Raw genomic sequence first — 21,663 nt, forward strand, 5'->3', positions numbered from 1 at the left:
GACATCCGACATCCGACATCCGACATCCGACATCCGACATCCGACACCCGACACCCGACACCCGACACCCGACATCCGACACCCGACACCCGACATCCGACACCCGACATCCGACATCCGACATCCGACATCCGACACCTGACACCTGACACCTGACTCCCAACATATCCCAACCACCAACAAAAAAGCCCCAACCAAAACTGGCCGGGGCTTCAAGGGTGTTGCTTCAGAGTGGTTCAGTGGATCAGTGATCCTGAGCAGCGCCGGCACCTTTTGGTACGCGGATGCTTTCCACCATTTCTTCAATCTCTTTTGGCACTGGTGCAGTCATGTTGGTTACCACGAAGGCCACCACAAAGTTGATCAGCGCGCCCAGAGCACCAAAGGCTTCCGGTGCAATGCCCAGGAACCAGTTGTCTGGTGTGTTAGGCAGCATGTTGGTACCGGATACGAAGAACCAGCCCTTGTAGGTGAAGATGTACACCAGCGTGGACAGCAGACCTGCCAGCATACCGGCTACTGCACCGGTGTTGTTGATGCGGGAAGAGAAGATACCCATCATCAGTGCCGGGAAGATCGACGATGCTGCCAGACCGAAAGCCAATGCCACCACCTGAGCCGCAAAGCCCGGTGGGTTCAGACCCAGATAACCGGCTACTGCAATCGCACCGGCCATGGCCAGACGCGCAGCCATCAGTTCCTGCTTCTCGTTGATGTGTGGCATGAAGGTGCTCTTCAACAGGTCGTGAGAGATGGCAGAAGAGATCGCCAGCAGCAGACCCGCAGCAGTAGACAGTGCAGCAGCCAGACCACCCGCAGCAACCAGCGCGATTACCCAGTTAGGCAGTTGAGCAATTTCCGGATTGGCCAGAACCATGATGTCACGGTCGACTTTCACCATCTCGTTGCCTTCCCAGCCAAACTCAGCCGCTTTGGCGGCGAATTCAGGGTTCTTGTCGTTGTAGTACTGGATACGGCCGTCACCGTTCTTGTCTTCAAACTGCAGCAGACCAGTGGTTTCCCAGTTCTTGAACCAGTCCGGACGCTCGGCGTACACCAGGTTGGCTTCCGGGTCACCCACTTCCAGTGCAGGGTTCTGGATGGTGTTGGTCAGGTTCAGACGAGCCATGGAACCAACAGCAGGCGCTGTGGTGTACAGGATCGCAATGAACAGCAGTGCCCAGCCAGCAGAAACACGGGCATCGGATACTTTCGGTACAGTGAAGAAGCGGATGATCACGTGTGGCAGACCGGCAGTACCGAACATCAGCGACAGGGTGTACATGATCATGTTGAAGGTGCCGCCTTTCTGAGCGGTGTATTCAGCAAAGCCCAGATCAACCAGCGTTTGATCCAGTTTCACCAGCAGCGGTGTACCGTCAGCGGTGTCGGACAGGAAGCCTAGCTGTGGCAGCGGGTTACCGGTCAGGTTCAGGGAAATGAACACGGCAGGTACGGTGTAAGCGAAGATCAGTACGCAGTATTGCGCGATCTGGGTGTAGGTTACGCCTTTCATGCCGCCCAATACGGCGTAGAAGAATACGATACCCATACCGGAGTACAGGCCAGTCGCGTAGTCCACATCGAGGAAGCGGGAGAAGGCCACACCGATGCCTTTCATCTGACCGATTACGTAGGTCAGGGAAGCAACGATCAGACACACAACCGCCACGATACGGGCTGTTTTGGAGTAGTAACGGTCACCAATGAAGTCAGGCACAGTGAACTTGCCGAACTTGCGCAGGTAAGGAGCCAGACACAGCGCCAGCAGCACGTAGCCACCGGTCCAACCCATCAGGAAGATGGACGCGTCGTAGCCTTTGAAGGCAATCAAACCGGCCATGCCGATGAAAGAAGCTGCAGACATCCAGTCGGCCGCGGTGGCCATACCGTTGGCAACCGGGTGAACACCGCCGCCTGCTGCGTAGAATTCGCCAGTGGTCCCCGCTCGGGCCCATACCGCGATGCCCATATACAGGGCGAAGGTCAGACCTACAACAATGTAGGTTAAGGTCGTCAAATCCATGGGTGTATCCTCGTTTTAATTCTTGTTATCAGTCGTCGTCCACGCCGTATTCACGGTCGAGGTCACGCATTTTTTTGGCGTAGAAGAACACGATGGCAAGGAACACATAGATCGAGCCTTGCTGGGCAAACCAGAAGCCAAGACCCACACCACCGACAGGAATTGCATCGAGAACAGGACGCAGAAGAATGCCGAAACCGTACGACACCACTGCCCAGATAACCAACAGCACAACCATCAGATTGATGTTTTTGCGCCAGTAGGCTTTTTTATCGTCGTCAGACTTGAAAGCCATAACCCCTCCTAATGTTTTTATTCTTAAGGCATCCAGGGCTATTCGGTACCCACAGGGAACTGAATATTCCAGACTGTGTTTAACCTAGCAGTTCCGCTCAGAAAACCGACAGATAGACCTTGGTATAAACCCTTTGGAAACCCCGGATATATTTTGGGGTTGGCCCGAAATGCCTTGAAAATCATTGCTTTAAGAATTGGAGGAAGGGCTCTATACCTTGGTCGAAGTGGCCATTTACGGGCTTGTAATGGATTTCTGACTATGGGCAGCCTGTTGCACAACGATATTTAACGGCTGTACGTGTGTGATGGGTCTGCGTGGTGAGGTACTGTGATGGCTCGTCATGTGCTGAACGCAAAACAAGGAGAGCGAACGTGAACGACAGTGCCACCCCCCGCATGCAATGGTCGCAGTTGTTATCGCCGTTGCGGTTCGGTGAAACCCAGGCGCGGCTGGCGTTGGACCTGGGCCGCACGCCCTTTCACAAGGATTACGACCGCATCATCTTCTCGTCGGCGTTCCGGCGCTTGAACCGCAAAACCCAGGTACACCCACTGACGGAAAACGATCACTTGCACAGCCGTCTGACTCACTCGTTGGAAGTGGGCTGTGTGGGACGTTCACTGGGTACCATGGTCGGCGCTGCCATTGCCGGGCGTTTGCCGAATGGTATGGACGCCAGTGATTTGGGGGCGGTCGTACAGGCGGCCTGTCTGGCCCACGACATTGGTAATCCGCCTTACGGTCACAGCGGTGAGGACGCCATCCGCCACTGGTTTATGGAAGACAAACATCAGCACTTGCTGGAGGGCCTTAGCGATCATCAGAAGCACGACCTGATGACCTTTGAAGGCAACGCCCAGGGCCTGCGACTGGTGACTCAGGTGGAATACAACCGCTTCAAGGGCGGCATGCGGCTGACGTATGCCACGCTGGGCTCGTTTCTGAAATACCCCTGGAGCGTTGAGGAAGTGATTCAGGGGCGGGCGAAGAAATTTGGTTGTTACCAGTCCGAGCTGCCTATCTTGCGGGAAGTCGCAGGTGCGCTGGGATTGCTCAAGCGTGGTGAAGACCGTTGGTGTCGACATCCGCTGGTGTATCTGGTCGAGGCCGCTGACGACATTTGTTATGGCCTGATTGACCTCGAAGACGGTGTTGAAGTAGGGCTGTTGCGCTATCAGGAAGTCGAAGACCTGTTGGCGCCCTTGCTAGAGGATCAGTGGGAGCAAGTGTCAGAAGACATCGCCAATGAAGACGGAGATCGCCGTAAATTGCAGGTACTGCGCGGCTACGCCATGGAAGTGATGGTGCAAGCGGTGAGTGCCAGTTTTATTCGTAACGAACAGGCACTACTGGCCGGGACGTTGGAAGGCGACATCATTCAGCATTGCCCCGCGGCGGTGAAACATGCGGTTGCCAGTGCCAAGCAATTGGCTCGTGAACGTATTTTCCGGGATGGCCGCAAACTGACCATTGAGATTGGTGCTTATTCAACGCTTGGCACGCTGCTGGAAGCGTTTCTGACCGCAGCCAGGGAATGCGCCACGGAAAAGCGGTCGACTTTCCGCAACGCCCGCTTGCTGGAATTGATGGGCGGCTCGGCCCCCCAGCCAGACTGGAGCTTGTACGACAGCTACATGCGAACGCTGGATTTTATTTCCGGCATGACGGATTCCTACGCGGCCAGTCTGGCCAAACAGTTTGCTGGATATCGGCCTCCATCGACGATGTAAGCCGCAACGGTGTCTGACAGATAAAAAAACCGGCGCAGCCAGATGGCTACGCCGGTTTTTATTTACCGAAGCACGGCTTATTTACCGAAGCTAGGCTCAGTCGTTGCTCAGCACCGTGTCGGTTTCAACCACGGACAGGTTTTGAATCACACTGTCGTTGGCGGCATCGGTGTCTTCGTCAGCAAAGTTGTTGCTGCCATCGGTCGGGTGGTTGGCCAGCAGGTACTCTGCAAAGGCATCCTGTTCGGTGCCGTTGTCAGCGAAAGTCGCAGCACCGCTTTGAACACCCGCTTCTTCCAGATCAACAAAGTCTGCCGCGGCATCGGTGTACGGGAACGGATAGCCGTCACCGCCTGTACCCAGGTAGCCCAGCGTGACCATACGGAAGGTTTGGGTAGCTGCGGTGGCATTCAGTGCACCGTTTTCAACGATGGCTACGGTATCGCCATCGGCTTCAGCGCCATCGCTGTCCAGCACCACCAGATTAACGATGCGGGAGCCAGCATCCTGAGTCGGGTCGAAGCTGTAGCGAATACCGGCAACCTGACCGAAGGAACCCGGGGTAGAACCCTCGGCCCAACCGGCAACGGCGTGTTCAACGATCTCTTTCAGCTGTTCGCCGTTCACGGTGATCAGCGCCAGGCTGTTGTTGAAGCGCAGTGAGGTTTCGATATCCAGCTGTGAAATATCACCAGCTTCGTTGACGCCTTCAACACCGGCAGGTGCTGAACAGGTCAGGTCTTCCGGATTGGTGGAACCGGCCGGGTAGCTGCAGCTGCCAATGGCCGCGCGAATACCGCCACCGTTCTTGAGGGAAATCGCTACTGAAGCGTCGGTTGCCTGCGCATACACCAGGTTGGCTTCAGCGGTCAGGTTACCGAGGTTGGTTTCTTCGGTACGCACGGAGCCACGCTCGCCGTTCAGGTAAACGTCGGTTTTACCAAACACGGTACCAACGCGGTCAATCAGTGCGGCTTGCAGGGCATCTGACAAGGTCACCACGCCGTCGATCATGTCGGCGTCGGCAATGGCATTTTCCAGCAGGCCTTGTTCATCAGCCGCGTAGGCACCGTTGATGCTGTCGTTGAGCAGTTCTTCAACGATCACGCCGTCTTCGTCAAAGTTCACCACCAGACGACCCAGATAGGTGTAGTCGCCGTCGGTGTTAACCACCAGAACCGGATCATTGGTGCTGCTGGTGAACGCCAGCGGGTAGCTGTCGGCTGCGCTGTCGCCGTCACGCAGGCGGTCATTGCTGTCGGCCAGAATGGTGTTGGAGCCGCCTGCAACAATGATGTCGACGCCGCTCAGCAGCGGAGCCAGTGTTTTCTCGATGGCGATTTGCTGCATATGGGCCAGCAACACCACCTTGTTGATGCCTTCGTCGGTCAGGGCATTCACGTGTTGTTGAATAATGGCCGCCAGCGCGGTGTAGTCGGTGTGGTCTTCCGGCGTCACCGTGATGCCATCCGGGGAGGAAATGGTTGCCAGTGTTGGGGTGGTCGCACCAACCACACCAATCACTTCGCCACCCACGCGAATCACGGTAGACGCCGCGACTTTACCCGCCAGGTCTGCGGCTGGAGTGCCGTCTTCGCCAACCAGAGCGCTCAGGTCGGATGCACTGAAATCCAGGTTGGAAGACAGGTATGGGAACTGTGCACCTTGCCAGTCGCCGTCAGCCGCCAGCAAGCCGGCCACTTCGGCGGTGCCGAGGTCAAATTCGTGGTTACCAAAGGCCGATGCCTGCACGCCCAGTTCGTTCAGGAAGGCAACATGAGCACGACCGGCAGCGGCATTACCCAGCTGTTCGGAGAGGTCGGCTGCAACGCTGTAGTCCGGGCCAGGAATCCAGTTGTCACCAGAGCTCAGCAGCACGGTGTTGTCGTATTCGCCTCGGAAAGTGTCGACCAGTGCCGAGAAGTATTTGACGTTGCCGACGATGTCGCGGCCGCCGTCGACATCGGCAAAGTGCAGCAATTGCAGTTCAAACAGGTCGCTGGTGCCGTTGCAGAGGGTTTCGCTGGCAGTGATTTCGCTGCTGGCCAGTACGCCATCGGCGTTGGCATCGATGCCGGTATGAATGGTGATACCGCCATTGGTACAGGTGCTGCCAGCGGCCAGGGTTTCGGTGCTGGTCAGTGCATTGAGACCGTTGCTTCCATTAGTGCCGGTGCTGCCGTCGTCGCCATCGCTACCACAGGCTGCCAGCAATACCGCCAGCGAGAGAGCGGACATTTTGAACGCTTGCATTGGACTTCCTCTATTCACAGGGCTTTAAAAGGTGTCCCACGCTATGCGGCGTAAATGACTGTGTAGTTAATAAACAGTGACCAATCGATGACAATAATTGACGATCTGTTTGCGTTCTTTACCTGTTCATCAAGCCCAACCCGCGTAGCGGCCCGGAATTCTGTGCTCTGGCACGGGTCTGACCAGTTCGGGTGTCGCCAGCGTGTGCCACTGTCGCTAGAATGCCCGTTCCCTTTTTTCTGTAGGCTCGGACTGCTGTCGTTTATGAATATCGATTTTCCCTTGATCCTGATGATCGCCACCTTTGTCACTGGCCTGGTTGCGCTGGCTGACAAGCTCTACTTTGCCAAGCGTCGCGAGCAGGAGGCCGAAGAGCCATTTCTGATTGAACAGAGCAAATCCTTCTTCCCGGTACTGGCCATTGTGTTTGTGCTGCGCTCCTTTATTGCCGAACCGTTTCAGATTCCATCGGCGTCGATGGAGCCGGGATTGATCAAGGGCGACTTTATTCTGGTCAGCAAGTTTGACTACGGTCTGCGCCTGCCAGTCTGGGGCACTACCCTGATCCCGGTAGGTGAGCCTGAGCGCGGTGACGTGATGGTGTTCTTCCCGCCGGAAGATCCACGTTATTTCATCAAACGGGTGATCGGCTTGCCGGGGGATCACATCGAATTTCACGACGGCCAGCTGAGCGTTAATGGTAAGAAGATCGAGACCACACCATTGGGTGGCGAGCCGGTTTACCGCCCTCTGAACTTCTATGCTGAGGAAAAACTTGGTGAGCACACCGCCAAAATCCAGTGGATGGTTAGCCCGGAAGCCAGCAGCAACGGCCAGATGATGGTTATGACTGGACCGCAAGGGAAGTGGGATGTGCCTGAAGGCCATTACTTCATGATGGGTGACAACCGCGGAAACAGTGCCGATAGCCGGGTGTGGGGCTTTGTGCCGGAAGAAAACATCGTCGGTAAAGCGGTAGCGATCTGGATGCACTGGGAAAACTTCACCGATATTCCATCGTTTGATCGCAATACCTGGATTAATTGATCGTTTTGTTCATCGTTTGATTCATCGAAACAGTGTCCACTTTGACGGAGCCATTACCGGCCCCGTCAAATGCTGCAACCGTCAATGATTGGCTATGAAGATTGACTATGATGAGTGATAGCAGCATGTTTCTCGTTGGCACAAGGAACCGTCATGTCGACCAAAAAACCGTGTAGAGTTTGTATCTATTCCCGCTGGGGAATGACCATTCTGATGCTGGTGGCACTGGCCTCCGTGGCCTATCTGAACCTTTCTGCCTGAATTCTGATGATCTTTTGATCGTCTGCTGAATGCCCAAAACCACGAAACGTCCGTTTCGCCTTGCTTTTGTAAGTAAATTCTTCTGACGCGTGATTTTGGTTAGTGAATTTCACTGTACTTGAGATGTATCCACTTTTTCGTAAGCAATGTTGTAATTTTTTCATCTTTCGAGGGGTGGACGTTTGCAATAGCAGGTCTACAATGCGGCCGTTTTTCCGTGGTAGGGCGTTGAGTTATGAATTTGGCTCGTCAACTGAAAGGTATGGCATTCGATTGGGCAGACCGCGTAGTTCCGGTAAAGCCAGTCGTGCGTGCGCCGCACGTCCAGTCGACGCTGGATCGCGAATCCAGACGTATGCATCTGTACTTTTCCCGTCACTGTCCTGCCTCTATCCAGGTACGTCGACATTGCCAGAAGCTCGGACTTCGGGTGGTGGAAAAAGACGTTGAGCGCGTCGATGCCTACCGCAACGAATTGATTTGTGGCGGCGGTGCGCCTCGAGTGCCATGCCTGCGTATCGACGGCCAAGCCGACTCCGAATGGCTGTACAGCCCACAAGCCATTGTCGATTTTCTGAACCAGCGTTTCTGACGTTTTTCTGTCCTTAGCTAACGCCCGTTCGTTTTCTGGGGCGGGCTCATAGGGCAGTAGCACACCTGATAGATTTATCCGTTACCGTCTGTAACTTCTGGTGAACGGTTGGTCAGGTTCGTAGTGTGTTGTTGCAACGGCCAGCGTAACCCTTGTTAGCAAACTAGACTTGTGAGAGTTCCCCCTTTTCACAGGCTATTGCCATGCGCTTGGTGCGTTCTCTCCGTTTATTCCTTTGTTTTTTTATTGCGTCCTTTCTTGCGCTGTTCGGCTCTCTGGCGCAGGCAACCTTGCCTGCTGCTGTTGGCGGTGACATCGCTCCAGCAGCGTTGCGTCATCAAGCGTCTTCTACCGACACCGCCATGGCCGTCAGTACTGAAACCGCCGTTGAACAACAACGTCAGGCAGCGGTGACGGCGTCCCAGGCACGACTGTCGTCGATCATGTCGACCACTGGCACCCGCACTGTGCAAAAGCTGCTGGTGATCCGCGTCAGCTTCACCGATATCCAGGCCAACTACAGCCAGCAGCAGCTTGAAGAACGTTTTTTCGGCAGCAGCGGCAGCGTTGCAAGTTATTACCGTGACAACTCTTACGGCAGCATGCAGATGGAACCTGCATTGCCCGATCAGCCGGTGATTGATGTCAGCCTCGACTACGAGCACCCGGATTTTGGCTTTTACGTTGGCGGCGGCAGCAGTGCCAACCTGGCAACGGACGCGCTGATGGCGGTTCACGATCAGGGGCTGTTGGATATGTCGGACTTCGATACCAATGGCGATGGTTTTGTAGTGGCGGCTGAGCTGGGCATCGTCTTTATTGTGGCGGGCTACGAAAATGCCTATTTGGGTTCTGCGACCAGCCGGCCGCGGGTGTGGGCTCACCAAACCAGTTTCGGCGCCTTGTATCTGGATGACGTACTTTTAAACGGCTACGTCATGTTTGGCGAACGTCACGAACAGCACCTGGCTACCATTGGTGTGATTTGCCACGAGTTGGGTCACTTGCTGTTGGGCCTGCCAGACTTGTACACCAGCACCGGTACGGCCAGTGGCGTCGACCGTTGGGGCTTGATGAGCCTGGGTGGCTGGAATGGCCTTGCCGATGCGGGTGATTCGCCGTCCAACATGATGGCCTGGTCGAAGGACCGCTCCGGTTTCCTGCAAACGGATCAGGTTGAAACGGGTGTTACCGAGTGGCAGGTCGACAGTGCTTCCTCTGAAGCGGTGGCACTGGAAATTCCGGTGGATGAATACCAGCATGGCGAACGGGTGTTACTCGAGTATCGCACCCAAACCGGCTACGACGAGTCGCTGCCACAAAGCAGTGTGCTGGTGACCCGGGTGAATGACCGTCTGCAGCGGTTGTCGGCCACCACCAATCAAAGCAGCAACGGGGTATCCTTTATTGTCGACTCGGTGGAATACGGCGATGACGAGCTGATTGCCGACCAAAGCATTTACGACATCAGCGGCAGTGAGTTGCTGGCCGTGGTATCCGGGCAGTCGATCGATGACTCAACCGCTTTGCGGCTGGAACGCTTCACTGAAGGCAATGGCCGTTCGGTGGGCTATGACCAGACCACCGGGGACGCCAGCTGGAACCCATCCAGTGAAGTCGACTTGATCGTTGAATTTCCGGTGACCAACCTGAGCCAACTGGCCACCTTTGAAGGGGCGGATATCTACGCCACTGGCGCCGGCACCATGACCGTGCGGCTGGATTCCCGCCTTGCTGGCCAACCCAACTACGTCACTCGCGCCACGCGCACGGTTGAGCTCGAAGTGGGCTGGAACCGGGTGTCGTTTGGTGCCATCGCAGCTTCCCAATTCACCGATATGATTGCCATCCGACTGGTTCACAATGGCTCCAGTGGCTCCATCGGTATCGACCTTTCAACCGAACCCTCTGGCCATACCTGGTACAAAACCCAATATGTGCGTTTTGAAAGCGGTATGGACGCCAACATCAAGGGGCTCTATCGCATCGACCCGGAACTGGCAGCCATGCCTGAGAACGAGGAAGAACCAACAGACTCGGGGTCTTCGGGCTCGTCTGACAGCGGTTCCTCCGGCGGCGGTTCCGGCTATTTACTTATCTTAATAAGCCTCGGCTTGCTGCTGGGTAAGCGTCGTTCTAGAGTGCAGCGCTGATACCTTTCTCCCCCAAGGATTATTGTTAATGAGCGTCCACATTCCATCGCATGGTGGGGTACGCACGTACCTGCCCTGGCTGCTGTTCAGTTTTTTACTGCTATTGCTGGTGTGGATGGAACCGGCTTCGGCCCAATGGTTGGAGTTTCATCGCAGCGACATTCAAGAGGGAGAATATTGGCGGCTGCTGACGGCCAATCTGGTGCATCTGTCCTGGTTTCACGCGTTTGGCAATGTCGGTGGCTGGTTGCTGGCAGCCTGGCTTTTGGGGGCATCTGCTGCGTTCTGGCGAGTATTGCTGTTGGTGGTGTGGTGCAGCTTATGGGTTGGAACCGGTCTGTGGTGGTTCGCGGACGAGCTACAGCGTTACTCCGGTTTCTCCGGTGCCTTGCATGGCGTGTTGCTGGTGATGCCGTTTTGGTCGGTCTATTACAGTCGTCGATTTGCCATTGGCTTTGCGGCGGTGCTGGTCGCCAAGGTGTTGTGGGAACAAACCGATTGGTACAACGACATGGCGATGGTAGAGCTGATTGGCGGTCGGGTGGAAGCCCGGGCGCATTTACTGGGGGTGTTGGCGGGTGGTACTGCCTTGCTGCTTGTGTCAGGCTGGCGGCAGTTTTTTCACCCTTCGGGACGTCACGCTCACGAGCACTGACTCAGTAGTGCCAATTGATGAGCCCGGAGCGGGAGAGCAGCCTTGGAACAGCAGCATGAGCCCAGAAACATGAGCAGCAAGAATCACCGCCGCGGTCCGTGGACCATTCAACAGCAACACACGGTGTATGAGAATCCGTGGATCAAGGTCGATCATCACGACGTCACCGCACCGACCGGTAAAACCGGCATCTATGGCACGGTGTCCTTCAAAGGCGGTGCCGTAGCCGTCTTGCCGCTGGCCGACAATGGCGATACCTGGCTGGTGGGTCAGCACCGTTTTCCTCTGGATGAATACAGTTGGGAACTGCCGATGGGCGGTTGTCCCAAGGACGAACAGCCGTTAGAGGCTGCACGACGGGAGTTGCGGGAAGAAACAGGGCTGTCGGCATCCAGTTGGCAGGGGCTGGGCCATTACCATGTCAGTAATTGCATCACTGACGAGCAAGCTTGGGGATTTCTGGCCGAAGGGCTGGAGCAGGGCGATACCGAGTTTGACGATACCGAAGAGCTGGCCATTCAACGTTTGCCATTTGATGAGGTATTGGCCATGACGCTGGACGGTCGCATCACCGACTTGGTCAGTGTGGCGGTGATTCAACGAGCCCGCTTGTTGGGACTCGCCTGATTTTCAGGGCTACTCTGAATCAGAGGACCCTAGTTAGCGGTCTTCTTGAGTGAGCCGTTGCCATCCTGCTGACCGCCCAGACTCGGGCGATAGGTGTCAGAACGGAATTGCGCCGGGCTGATACCCAGGCTCTTCTGAAAAATCCGATCCAGTGCCCGTCGGCCCGACAGGCCTAACCGCACCGCAATGTCATCAATCGACGCCGAAGTCGTCATCAACTGCTGCTTGGCTTGCTCGAGCCGTGCCTGTGTCACCAGCTGTTTCAGCGAGGTATCGTCGCGCTGCAAGTGGCGGTTGAGGGTGCGGGTGCTGATATTGAAATGGTCGGCAATGGTTTGCTGGGTGGAGGAAAGCGGTAGTTGACCATTGCTCAGCGCTTTGCTGATGTGATCCGACAACGAACCGGCACGCACCAGCTTACGATGCTGTAGCTCAACTTCCCGTTTCATCATTTGGGTAATGTTGGGGTTGGTGTGGTGCAAACCCAGATCAAGGCTGTCCTGATTCAACTCCAGAGTGCAGACATCAAAATTGAAGCGGGTCTCGGTTTGCCATTGCTGTTCGTACAGGTTGGCGTATTCCGGTGCTTCCCAGGGCAAGCCAATGCGAATAATACTGAGGCGAGAGCCGCACAGCTGGCGGAACCAGCTCAGCAGGGTGGCAATGACAAGCTCCATGCGCCAGCGATCGAGGTCGCTGTTGATGGCTTCTTTCATTTCCAGCTTCACCCGCAACGGCCCCATGCGGCTGCGCGTTACCGTGACGGTCATTTGCTCCGACAGTAAGGGCGCGTATTTTTCCAGGTAGAAGAGGCCTTCGCGGAGGGTGTTGCTGCACAGGAACAGGTGATGCAGAGGGCCAGACACGTAAGGATCGAATCGTAACGGTGCCAGCACACAGCAGCCGGGCTCGCTGTGGGCAGCGACCAGATCGTCCAATAGCAGATCCACGTCTTCCGCTTTGATCAACGGAGGTTGCTCCTGAATGATGCGATTGGTCTGTGCGGCCAATCGATCACGATTCTGATTCGACAGAATTTGATGCAAAGGCAAGAGAACGAGTGCTGCCAGGTATCCTTGTTGTGGCCTCATGATGTACTTCGATGCTCCGGTATACTGCTTGTCGCCGTCGACTTTGGTTTAAATGTCGACCATAAAAACCATATTACTAACACAATTGCCAGTTAATAGTAGTCGATGGTTCAAAATTAACACCCCAGAAGAGTCGCCAGGATTTGACCTGATTCACATCAGATACGAAACTTGACGCATCATTATTCAAAGGGAACCTTGTTAATCAAGGGTTTATTTTTGATCCGTAATGCTGTTCCCTGATGAGAATCTTTTCAAGAGTTAATTGTGAGCTTCACTCTTTTTGGTACAGAAGGGTGTCATTTATGTGACATCGCCGAGCAACTGATCCTCCAGTCCGCTGGCCACTTTGCTGAGCCAGTATGGCAGCAAGATATCGCCGAGGACGAGCGTTTGGTTGAAAATTACGGTATTCACATTCCGGTATTGCGGCATGACGCGTGCGGTAGTGAATTATCATGGCCTTTTAACGGTGCTCAACTGCTTGAGTGGCTGACCCAACATCAATCATGCAAAGAGGATTTGTAGGATGGTTTCTGGATTTATTTCGCGCGCCGCAGTGGCGGCCGGGCTACTGACGCTGGTGGGCTGTGCCTCCAGTCCCTTGTCTCCCAAGGGGGATGCGATTTATGACGCCTTGCAGGCAGATACTCGCATGCGTACCTGGGCGGACTCCTGCTCGGAAGTCAGTGCCCGTGCCGAAAAAGCCGCGGATGTGGCGCGTACCGCCTGGTGGCGTCGCAATGGCAATCTGGTGGAGAGTGCCGACTACGGCCTGGCGTGGGACATGGTGACGGTCACCGACAAGCGTCAGCACACCGGTGCTCGGGTTGCTATGGCATTGACCTGGGGCGTGGTTGAAACCGCCGAAGCCGAAGTGAATGCCGCGCTGGCCAGCACCTCCAACCGTGAGTCTGTGTGTCTTTCCGAGCTGGATCGTTACAAGGCGGGCGATTACGACTTGTCTGACCGTGAAGGTACATACCAGCAACTGCTGGAATTGCAGCACTTCAAGGACATGAAGGGCGACGCGCTGATGCTGCGTAAAGCGTCCATCGAACGCCAGACCGGTAAGGAATACGGCCGCTCATTCTACGTGGTCGAAAAGCTGGCCAAACGCTATGCCTGCCCGGGCGCGGACGTCACCCTGTTGCGCAACAACTGGCCAGAAGAAGTTTACATGGCCAGCTGTGACAGCAATCAATCCTTGCTGCTGCGTTGTGATTGGGGCAACTGCCGCATCATTGAGTGATCTCGGGCTCTATTGAGCCGCCCTGATCGAACGCCAGTGACACAAGATCAGTCACTGGCGTCGACTCTTCTGGTGCACAGCCTGTCTTCGCACTGCACCGTCAGATGTCTTCCCCGGCTTCATCCTTGTTGACGATATCTGTTTCCAACTTCGACAGCTCCAGCCACTCCTGCATGGCAGGGTGATGACGCAGGGTTTCTGCATATTCCTCGGCAATTGGATCAAGCGTGATGCCATAGCTCGGGAATCGGAACACCACCGGCGAGAACATCACATCGACGATGCTGAACTCACCAAACAGATACGGCCCCTGTGCCTTGTAGGCTTCACGCAGATCGTTCCACAGTTGGTTGATGCGAGCGATGTTCTTGTGCGCGGCTTCAGACAGCACAACCTTGCGTCGGGCACGCAGGTTCATCGGCAGTTCGTTGCGAATGGCTTCAAAGCCTGAGTGCATTTCAGCGGCCACCGAACGAGCACGTGCGCGATCCGCGGCACTGGCAGGCCAGCCTTTGCCATTCAGATACTGCTCATTGATGTATTCGCAGATTGCCAGAGAGTCCCACACCAGCAGTTCGTCGCCATCCTTGTTATCGATCAACAGCGGTACTTTGCCTGCCGCTTGTGGATATTTCGCCAGCTGGGCACGGAAGTCATCGGTATCCAGCACGAACTGTTGTTCGCTGAATGGGATGTCCCAGGCTTTCAACATCAGCCAGCCACGCAGGGACCAGGTGGAGTAGTTCTTGTTGCCGATCAGTAATTCCATCAGAGCATCCTTTGTTCGTTTTGGGATATTCGCTGTTTGTTTTTGAGCTGGTGGTCAGTGTGCCTGCGGACAACCTGTGAGACTATCGAATCGTTCTCATGGAATTCATCAGACTTTCTAATAGGTGTGGTTGTGGATATCGATGCCTTGCGCAGCTTTGTTGCCTTTATTGAAACCGGTTCTTTCACCCAAGCGGCCGCTCGGGTGTTCCGAACCCAGAGCGCGGTCAGCATGCAGATGAAAAAACTCGAGTCTGACATCGGCCAGCCGCTGTTCCAGAAACAAGGCCGCAACGTCGCTTTGACCGATCAGGGTCGTATGCTGGCCAGCTACGCCCGCCGGATTCTGGTGATGCACGACGAAGCCATGGGTCAGCTCGCCAGTGGCGCGGTGGTGTCACCACTGCGGATTGGCTGCCCGGATGACTACGCTGAGTCCATGTTGTCCGGTTTATTGCACCTGATTCGCCAGCGGCTACCGGAGCTCGGCTTTCAGGTTCATTGCGACCACAGCGGTGAGTTACGTCGGCTGTTGAGTGCCGGCAGCATCGACGCCGCTATTCTGACGAGTGCTCCCGATCAGGAAGAAGGTTACTTGCTGCATCAGGACGTTGGCGTCTGGATGCACGGTGGTTATCCACAGTTGCTGGACGCCGACAAGGTGCCTTTGATTCTGTACGAAGCCACCTGCAAATTTCACACGGCCGCTATCGATGGCATGGATAAACTCGGCCGTCCCTACGATCTGGTGTGCGCCACCCAAAGTGCTACCACCATCAAATCGCTGTTGAAAAAAGGCATGGGCATTACCGCCATGGCCCGCAGCTCCATGACCGAAGGCATTTACGAGTTTGACCTACGAGAACACCAGCAACTGCCGGTATTGCCGTCGGTGGATATCGTGCTGCAACTGGGTACGCATACCCATTCGCTGTTTGGCCACAAGACGGCAGCGGAAATCAGCCGGGCGTTTCATCAGCAGATGCAGCAGCAAGATGGAAGAACAGAGGCTGTTGTCAAGAAGACCGGATGAGTTAAAAAGGCGGGATAAACCTAACGACGGTTTGCTTGGGTTTTTATCAACAGCCAAACGCCAGACAACAAAAAACCCGCCGAAGCGGGTTTTCTGATGACGGTTGGCTCAGGCGAACCCGAACCAAAAGTCAGACTGCAAGCAGCGTTAAAACTTACTTGGAAGCTTCAACGATACGCTTCATGTCAGTCATGTAGCCACGCAGCTCGGCACCAACCCACTCAACCGGGTGGTTACGGATAGCGTCGTTCACTTCGATCAGACGAGCGTTGTCCACAGAGTTGGACTTAACGTTCAGACCTTTACCGATCACGTCAGTGCTGATGTGCGGCATGAACTTCTCACGCAGCAGAGGCACTGCAGCGTGGGAGAACAGGTAGTTACCGTATTCAGCAGTGTCGGAGATCACAACGTTCATCTCGTACAGCTTACGACGAGCGATGGTGTTGGCGATCAGTGGGGTTTCGTGCAGAGACTCGTAGTAAGCAGACTCTTCAACGATACCGGACTCAACCATGGATTCGAACGCCAGTTCTACACCCGCCTTGATCATGGCAACCAGCATGATGCCGTGGTCGAAGTATTCCTGCTCGTCGATTTCAACGTCGGAAGCTGGTGCTTTTTCGAAACCGGTTTCGGCAGTTTCTTCACGCCATTTCAGCAGGTTTGCGTCACCGTTGGCCCAGTCTTCCATCATGGTGCGGGAGAATTCGCCTTCGATAATGTCAGCCTGGTGCTTGCGGAACAGCGGGCGCATCAGTTCTTTCAGGTCTTCAGCCATGTCGAACGCTTCGATCTTGGCCGGGTTGGACAGACGGTCCATCATGTTGGTGATGCCGCCGTACTTCAGCGCTTCAGTCACAGTTTCCCAACCGTACTGGATCAGCTTGGCTGCGTAGCCTTCGTCGATACCGTCTTCAACCATTTTCTCGAAGCCCAGGATCGCGCCAGTCTGCAGCATACCGCACAGGATGGTCTGCTCGCCCATCAGGTCAGACTTAACTTCGGCAACGAAGGAAGATTCCAGACAGCCCGCGCGGTGACCACCGGTAGCGGCAGCCCATGCTTTGGCGATATCCCAGCCTTCACCTTTTGGATCGTTTTCAGGGTGAACAGCGATCAGTGTAGGAACACCGAAACCACGCTTGTACTCTTCACGTACTTCGGAACCCGGGCACTTAGGGGCAACCATAACAACAGTAAGGTCTTCACGAACCTGCATGCCTTCTTCAACAATGTTGAAGCCGTGGGAGTAACCCAGGCAAGCGCCTTCTTTCATCAGTGGCATAACGGTGTTAACCACGTCAGTGTGCTGCTTGTCCGGAGTCAGGTTCATGACCAGGTCTGCAGTTGGGATCAGATCTTCGTAAGTACCAACGGTGAAACCGTTTTCGGAAGCGTTTTTCCAGGACTGACGCTTTTCTTCGATCGCCGCAGCACGCAGGGCATAGGAAACGTCCAGACCGGAATCGCGCATGTTAAGACCCTGGTTCAGGCCCTGAGCACCACAACCAACGATGACAACTTTCTTGCCTTTCAGGAATTCAGCTTCGGATGCGAATTCTTCGCGATCCATGAAACGACAACGGCCCAGTTGGTCCAGCTTCTGCTGCAGGTTCAGCGTATTGAAGTAGTTGTTACCCATGCGACGATTCCTCATATGGGGTGTTCAATTAAGGTGGAAGTCAAACCAATAGAATGTACTGATTGCGACTTCCTTATATAGACGCGCAGCATGGTAGGACAACCAGAGCGTTGCGTAAAATGCTATATTTGCGTTCTTGTGTTGCATTTTTTGCAACGAAGCGTCATTGAACGTTCCGGCCCCTCAGCGGGCTCCGCCAGACAGAGCGAAACCGTATGGATTACAAAGACTTGCACGCCTTTTTGACGTTGGCGTCAACCCTGCACCTGGGCCGTGCTGCCGAGCTTCTGCATATGAGTCCATCGACGTTGAGCCGACGGCTGTCCCGTATGGAGCAAGATGTAGGGGCGGTGTTGATGCTGCGCGACAGTTCGCCGTTGGAGTTGACCATTGCCGGTGAACGCTTTCGCCAGCATGCCGAGCACACCCTGTTCGACTGGCAAACCCTGCGCAACGAGGTCAATACCGGAGTCAGCGACTTGTCCGGGCAGCTGACCCTGTTTTGTTCGGTGACCGCCAGTTTTTCGGTGTTGCCGGATTTGTTGTCACGCTTTCGGGAACAGTATCCCAATGTTGACCTCAATATCCTTACCGGCGACGCCGCGGAGTCGATTCCCCGGTTAATGTCGGGGGAAGCCGATGTGGTGGTAGCCGCTCGTCCTGAAACCCTGGAGCAGGGCTTAACCTTTCGCGCCTTGACTTCAAGCCCGCTGATTTTTATTGCACCGCGTAATATGGCGGTGATTCCGGCGCTGACTCGCGGTGAGCCGGATTGGTCAGAAGTCCCCATGGTGCTGTCATCCGGTGGCTTGGCGCGCTCCAGGGTCGACAAGTGGTTTGCCGACCGCCAGATCGAACCGCACATTTATGCACAGGTGGCGGGTAACGAAGCCATTGTCAGTATGGTAGCGCTGGGAGTAGGGGTCGGTGTGGTGCCGGAACTGGTCGTTCGTAACAGTCCAGTGGCATCGAGGGTTCGGGTAATGTCGGTTCAGCCTGAACTGGAGTCGTTTTTGATTGGTCTGTGCTCCCATTCCCATCGACTCAATGAACCGTTGATTCAGGCGCTGTGGAAGACAGCGTTTGACTGATCGCGCATAATAGGTCGCTTATTGAACCAGCCGTCCGTGACATCTGTTCCGGAAAATCAGGAGCCTGGCGGTCTGGTGGTATAACTGAGGATCAAGAATATCCATGAAGCCGTTACATCAATCGCAAGAAGATTCCAACGCTGCCGAACAGCAGCAGTCCTGTGACGAACGGCCACCACGCAAGGGTGGCTGGAAAGGAGGCAAGGGCATTTACCTGTTGCCGAACCTGTTCACCACAGCGGCATTGTTCTCCGGCTTTTACGCCATCGTTGCTGCCATGAACGGCAGCTTCGAGAAAGCCGCTATCGCCATTTTTATTGCCATGATTCTGGACGGGCTCGACGGCCGTGTGGCTCGCATGACCAATACCCAGAGTGATTTTGGTGCCGAGTACGACAGCCTGTCTGACATGGTGTCGTTTGGTATGGCACCGGCACTGGTCGCTTTCTGTTGGGCACTGCAAGACCTCGGCAAGATTGGCTGGGTTGCGGCGTTTGTTTATGCCGCCTGTGCGGCGCTGCGACTGGCGCGTTTCAATACCCAGCTGGCGGTGGCCGACAAAAATTTCTTTACCGGTTTGGCCAGCCCGTCAGCGGCAGCATTGGTCGCCGGTACGGTCTGGATGTTCACCGATTCCGGTGTTGCGGGTGCCGATGTGGCCTGGTTGATGGCGGTGCTGGTACCGGTTGCCGGTTTGCTGATGGTCAGCAACGTGCGCTACAACAGCTTCAAAGGCCTGGACCTGAAAGGCAAGGTGCCGTTTGTTGCCCTGCTGGCCGTGGTGCTTGTCTTTGTAGTGGTGTCCATCGACCCGGCCAAAGTGCTGCTGTTCTTCTTCTTTGCTTACTCCATGTCCGGGCCTGTGTTCGAGGTCTGGGTGAAGTTCTTCCGCAAGCGCAAGAAAGCCTGATCCCGATATCGGCATCAAATTCAGACCAAAATAGCCAGCCATCGCGCTGGCTTTTTTGTGCCTTGCTGCCAGGGGGTGAGGTGGGGTTGGGGGTCATATTCCCTGGGGCTCTCATGTATTGAGTTTCTGGCTATCAACAAAATAAATCAGACAAACTTGTAAGAAGCCGCGGATTTCTTCGACTATGAGGTATCAAACCCGTATCTGAGTTGTCGGAGTCGACCATGCTGATCCGCAAAACAAAAGCCAGTGATCCAAAATCATCCGAGATCACATCTCACAGTGCCTATCTCAGTCGTCGCAAATTCATGGCCGCCTCATCTGCGGCGATTGCTGGCGCGGGGCTCTGGGCAGCATCGTCTTCCAATGCCCTGGTCAGTCGTGATGAACCTGCTACCAATAAGGGCCCCGACTGGCTAAAGCGTCAGATCGCTTCGGCTTCGGATACCCAATGGGGCAAAGATGAAAGCCCGGCTCCCTACAGTGCCATCACCAACTACAACAACTTCTACGAATTCGGCTACGACAAGGACGACCCGGCCCGGTACGCCAGTAAGCTGATAACCGATCCATGGTCGGTCAAGGTTGAAGGCGCTTGTGAAAATCCCGGTACGCTGTCATTGGAGGACATTCTCAAGGGCATGCCATTGGAAGAGCGTATCTACCGGCTACGGTGTGTCGAAGCCTGGTCCATGGTCATCCCGTGGATTGGTTTTGAACTGGGGGAGCTGCTCAAACGATTCAAACCGCTGTCGTCTGCCAAGTACGTGCAATTCATCACCCTGGTCGACAAGCAACAAATGCCCGAACAGCGCAGTCGATTTGCCTTGATCGACTGGCCCTATCGCGAGGGCCTGCGTATGGACGAAGCCATGCACCCACTCACTATCATGGCGGTTGGCTTATACGGCGAGGTCTTGCCAAATCAGAACGGTGCACCGCTGCGTTTGGTTGTGCCGTGGAAGTACGGCTTCAAGAGCATCAAGTCCATTGTTGGTATCCGCTTTGTTGAAGAACAGCCTAAAACCACCTGGAGTGAATTAGCTGCCAACGAATATGGCTTCTATGCCAACGTCAATCCGAAGGTTGATCACCCACGCTGGAGCCAAGCCAGTGAGCGTCGTTTACCCAGTGGTCTTTTGTCCGCCAACCGCATAGATACCCAAATGTTCAATGGGTATGGCGAAGAAGTGGCGAACCTTTATAGCGGCATGGATCTGCGCAAGTTCTATTGATGGATTCGTTATGAACAAAACAATACGCAAGCTGTTGGTGTTCATCGGATCGCTCTTACCGTTGGGGTGGATACTCTGGAAGGTCGTCCGTTTACAGTCGGGGGAATGGGATGTGCTCGGTCCTGAACCGGGCAGGGCGATTGTCTTCTTCACCGGTACATGGACGTTTGTCTTTCTGTTGCTGGGGTTAGCGGCATCCACATTCAAACGTTGGGGCGTGCCGTGGTTGATGATGCACCGACGCATGATCGGATTATTTGCCTTCTTCTACGCAACCCTGCACCTGTTGGCGTATATGGCTTTCCTGTTGGAATGGCAGTGGGCAGACATCGCATCTGAAATCATCGAACGGCCATATCTCACTTTCGGGTTTGCCGGCTGGGCGCTATTGGTACCGCTGGCGTTTACGTCGCTGCGGTATTGGCAGCGCAAGCTGGGCAAGCGCTGGAAGCGCTTGCACCAGCTTGCGTACGTGGTCGCCGTGCTGGTGGCGGTTCATTACCTGCTGCAAATTCGTTCTAACTGGTTCGAGCCGGTGTTGTATTCGTCCCTGATGGCCATTTTGCTGCTGGAGCGTGCATTTTTTGTTCTGAACAAGCGCATCAAGACAAAGATATGACAGCTTTGTAAATTATTTACAAAAATGATTGACCTGAAATGTCACGCCGGTATTATGCGCGCCTCTTCGCTGCTCAGGCAGAGAAGAGCAAGGAAAACAGCGTGTTTAGCCGCTGCGGTCCTTGAAATAAATCTTCACTAAGGTGTTGACCGCTTCGGTTAATCGCGTATTATTCGCCGCCTTTGTTCGAGGTGCTCGGTTTTGTTGCTGAGTGTTTCGGTTGTAAGTATTTGTTTTTAAATGACTTTTCTTAAGTTGCTTGAAAATGATTGCTTGACAAGAAGATTTGGCGCTCTATAATGCGCCGCACGATTTGAGAGGTTGTTGTTTCGCTTCTTGAGTTGGTTGAGAAGTTCGGTTCTGTGTTGTTTAACTGA

At 54.9% G+C, this 21,663-nt stretch carries 20 protein-coding genes; 14 read left to right on the forward strand and 6 right to left on the reverse strand.

Going from position 1 to position 21,663, the window contains the following annotated elements; all coding sequences use genetic code 11:
• Positions 1-244: 244 nt before the first annotated feature.
• Positions 245-2,026, reverse strand: coding sequence for a sodium:solute symporter family protein (locus tag G516_RS0112730; RefSeq protein ID WP_028293978.1), 1,782 nt, complete (start codon positions 2,024-2,026; stop codon positions 245-247).
• Positions 2,027-2,054: 28 nt separating this feature from the next.
• Positions 2,055-2,321, reverse strand: coding sequence for a DUF4212 domain-containing protein (locus G516_RS0112735; RefSeq protein ID WP_028293979.1), 267 nt, complete (start codon positions 2,319-2,321; stop codon positions 2,055-2,057).
• Positions 2,322-2,719: 398 nt separating this feature from the next.
• On the opposite strand from G516_RS0112735, the gene G516_RS0112740 reads away from it, so the two are divergent.
• Complete coding sequence (locus G516_RS0112740; RefSeq protein WP_028293980.1) at positions 2,720-4,054, forward strand: deoxyguanosinetriphosphate triphosphohydrolase; 1,335 nt, start codon at positions 2,720-2,722, stop codon at positions 4,052-4,054.
• A gap of 96 nt (positions 4,055-4,150) precedes the next feature.
• Here the strand turns inward: G516_RS0112740 and G516_RS0112745 are convergent, their stop codons facing one another.
• Positions 4,151-6,307 (reverse strand): bifunctional metallophosphatase/5'-nucleotidase, encoded by a 2,157-nt coding sequence (locus G516_RS0112745; protein WP_028293981.1) that lies wholly within the window; start codon positions 6,305-6,307, stop codon positions 4,151-4,153.
• A gap of 264 nt (positions 6,308-6,571) precedes the next feature.
• On the opposite strand from G516_RS0112745, the gene lepB reads away from it, so the two are divergent.
• The 6 genes from lepB (at position 6,572) to G516_RS0112775 (ending at position 11,642) form a co-directional block, all read left to right on the forward strand.
• Positions 6,572-7,354: a signal peptidase I gene (gene lepB, locus G516_RS0112750; protein WP_028293982.1), complete on the forward strand. Its 783-nt coding sequence runs from the start codon at positions 6,572-6,574 to the stop codon at positions 7,352-7,354.
• A gap of 153 nt (positions 7,355-7,507) precedes the next feature.
• Positions 7,508-7,615, forward strand: a complete 108-nt coding sequence (locus G516_RS24715; RefSeq protein WP_156879039.1) for a disulfide bond formation protein B — start codon at positions 7,508-7,510, stop codon at positions 7,613-7,615.
• 235 nt (positions 7,616-7,850) lie between these two features.
• Positions 7,851-8,207 (forward strand): glutaredoxin family protein, encoded by a 357-nt coding sequence (locus tag G516_RS22370; protein WP_051219402.1) that lies wholly within the window; start codon positions 7,851-7,853, stop codon positions 8,205-8,207.
• Positions 8,208-8,497: 290 nt separating this feature from the next.
• Entirely contained in the window at positions 8,498-10,360 is a 1,863-nt protein-coding gene (locus G516_RS0112765; protein WP_169449539.1) for a M6 family metalloprotease domain-containing protein, read from the forward strand.
• A gap of 28 nt (positions 10,361-10,388) precedes the next feature.
• A complete protein-coding gene (gene rrtA, locus G516_RS23970; RefSeq protein ID WP_051219403.1) occupies positions 10,389-11,015 on the forward strand; it encodes a rhombosortase in 627 nt (208 codons plus the stop codon).
• Positions 11,016-11,084: 69 nt separating this feature from the next.
• On the forward strand, positions 11,085-11,642 hold the full coding sequence (locus G516_RS0112775; RefSeq protein ID WP_028293984.1) for an NUDIX domain-containing protein: 558 nt from the start codon (positions 11,085-11,087) through the stop codon (positions 11,640-11,642).
• Positions 11,643-11,671: 29 nt separating this feature from the next.
• On the opposite strand, the gene G516_RS0112780 is transcribed toward G516_RS0112775, so the two are convergent.
• On the reverse strand, positions 11,672-12,694 hold the full coding sequence (locus G516_RS0112780; protein WP_169449540.1) for an AraC family transcriptional regulator: 1,023 nt from the start codon (positions 12,692-12,694) through the stop codon (positions 11,672-11,674).
• Between the two features lie 306 nt (positions 12,695-13,000).
• On the opposite strand from G516_RS0112780, the gene G516_RS22380 reads away from it, so the two are divergent.
• Both G516_RS22380 and G516_RS0112790 read left to right on the forward strand, forming a co-directional pair.
• The gene (locus G516_RS22380) at positions 13,001-13,261 is read left to right on the forward strand and encodes a glutaredoxin family protein (RefSeq protein WP_211225116.1); all 261 of its coding nucleotides are present in this window, start codon (positions 13,001-13,003) and stop codon (positions 13,259-13,261) included.
• Position 13,262: 1 nt separating this feature from the next.
• Entirely contained in the window at positions 13,263-13,985 is a 723-nt protein-coding gene (locus tag G516_RS0112790; RefSeq protein WP_028293986.1) for a hypothetical protein, read from the forward strand.
• A 100-nt stretch (positions 13,986-14,085) separates the two neighbouring features.
• Here the strand turns inward: G516_RS0112790 and G516_RS0112795 are convergent, their stop codons facing one another.
• The gene (locus tag G516_RS0112795) at positions 14,086-14,754 is read right to left on the reverse strand and encodes a glutathione S-transferase family protein (RefSeq protein ID WP_028293987.1); all 669 of its coding nucleotides are present in this window, start codon (positions 14,752-14,754) and stop codon (positions 14,086-14,088) included.
• Between the two features lie 132 nt (positions 14,755-14,886).
• On the opposite strand from G516_RS0112795, the gene G516_RS22385 reads away from it, so the two are divergent.
• Positions 14,887-15,786 carry a LysR family transcriptional regulator gene (locus G516_RS22385; protein ID WP_051219405.1) on the forward strand — a complete coding sequence of 300 codons (900 nt, stop codon included), beginning with the start codon at positions 14,887-14,889 and terminating at the stop codon, positions 15,784-15,786.
• A 154-nt stretch (positions 15,787-15,940) separates the two neighbouring features.
• Here G516_RS22385 and ilvC read toward each other — a convergent pair whose 3' ends face one another.
• Positions 15,941-17,431 (reverse strand): ketol-acid reductoisomerase, encoded by a 1,491-nt coding sequence (ilvC, locus tag G516_RS0112805; protein ID WP_028293988.1) that lies wholly within the window; start codon positions 17,429-17,431, stop codon positions 15,941-15,943.
• Positions 17,432-17,646: 215 nt separating this feature from the next.
• Here ilvC and ilvY point away from each other — a divergent pair, with 215 nt between their 5' ends.
• The 4 genes from ilvY to G516_RS22395 all read left to right on the forward strand — a co-directional run bounded on the left by ilvY (position 17,647) and on the right by G516_RS22395 (position 21,286).
• Complete coding sequence (gene ilvY, locus G516_RS0112810) at positions 17,647-18,522, forward strand: HTH-type transcriptional activator IlvY (protein ID WP_028293989.1); 876 nt, start codon at positions 17,647-17,649, stop codon at positions 18,520-18,522.
• A gap of 103 nt (positions 18,523-18,625) precedes the next feature.
• The gene (gene pssA / locus G516_RS22390) at positions 18,626-19,432 is read left to right on the forward strand and encodes a CDP-diacylglycerol--serine O-phosphatidyltransferase (RefSeq protein WP_051219404.1); all 807 of its coding nucleotides are present in this window, start codon (positions 18,626-18,628) and stop codon (positions 19,430-19,432) included.
• Positions 19,433-19,656: 224 nt separating this feature from the next.
• Entirely contained in the window at positions 19,657-20,667 is a 1,011-nt protein-coding gene (gene msrP / locus G516_RS0112820) for a protein-methionine-sulfoxide reductase catalytic subunit MsrP (RefSeq protein ID WP_028293990.1), read from the forward strand.
• 10 nt (positions 20,668-20,677) lie between these two features.
• Positions 20,678-21,286: a protein-methionine-sulfoxide reductase heme-binding subunit MsrQ gene (locus G516_RS22395; protein ID WP_036536380.1), complete on the forward strand. Its 609-nt coding sequence runs from the start codon at positions 20,678-20,680 to the stop codon at positions 21,284-21,286.
• Positions 21,287-21,663: the final 377 nt, after the last annotated feature.

Source organism: Oceanobacter kriegii DSM 6294, from assembly GCF_000422845.1.
Lineage (GTDB): Bacteria > Pseudomonadota > Gammaproteobacteria > Pseudomonadales > Oceanobacteraceae > Oceanobacter > Oceanobacter kriegii.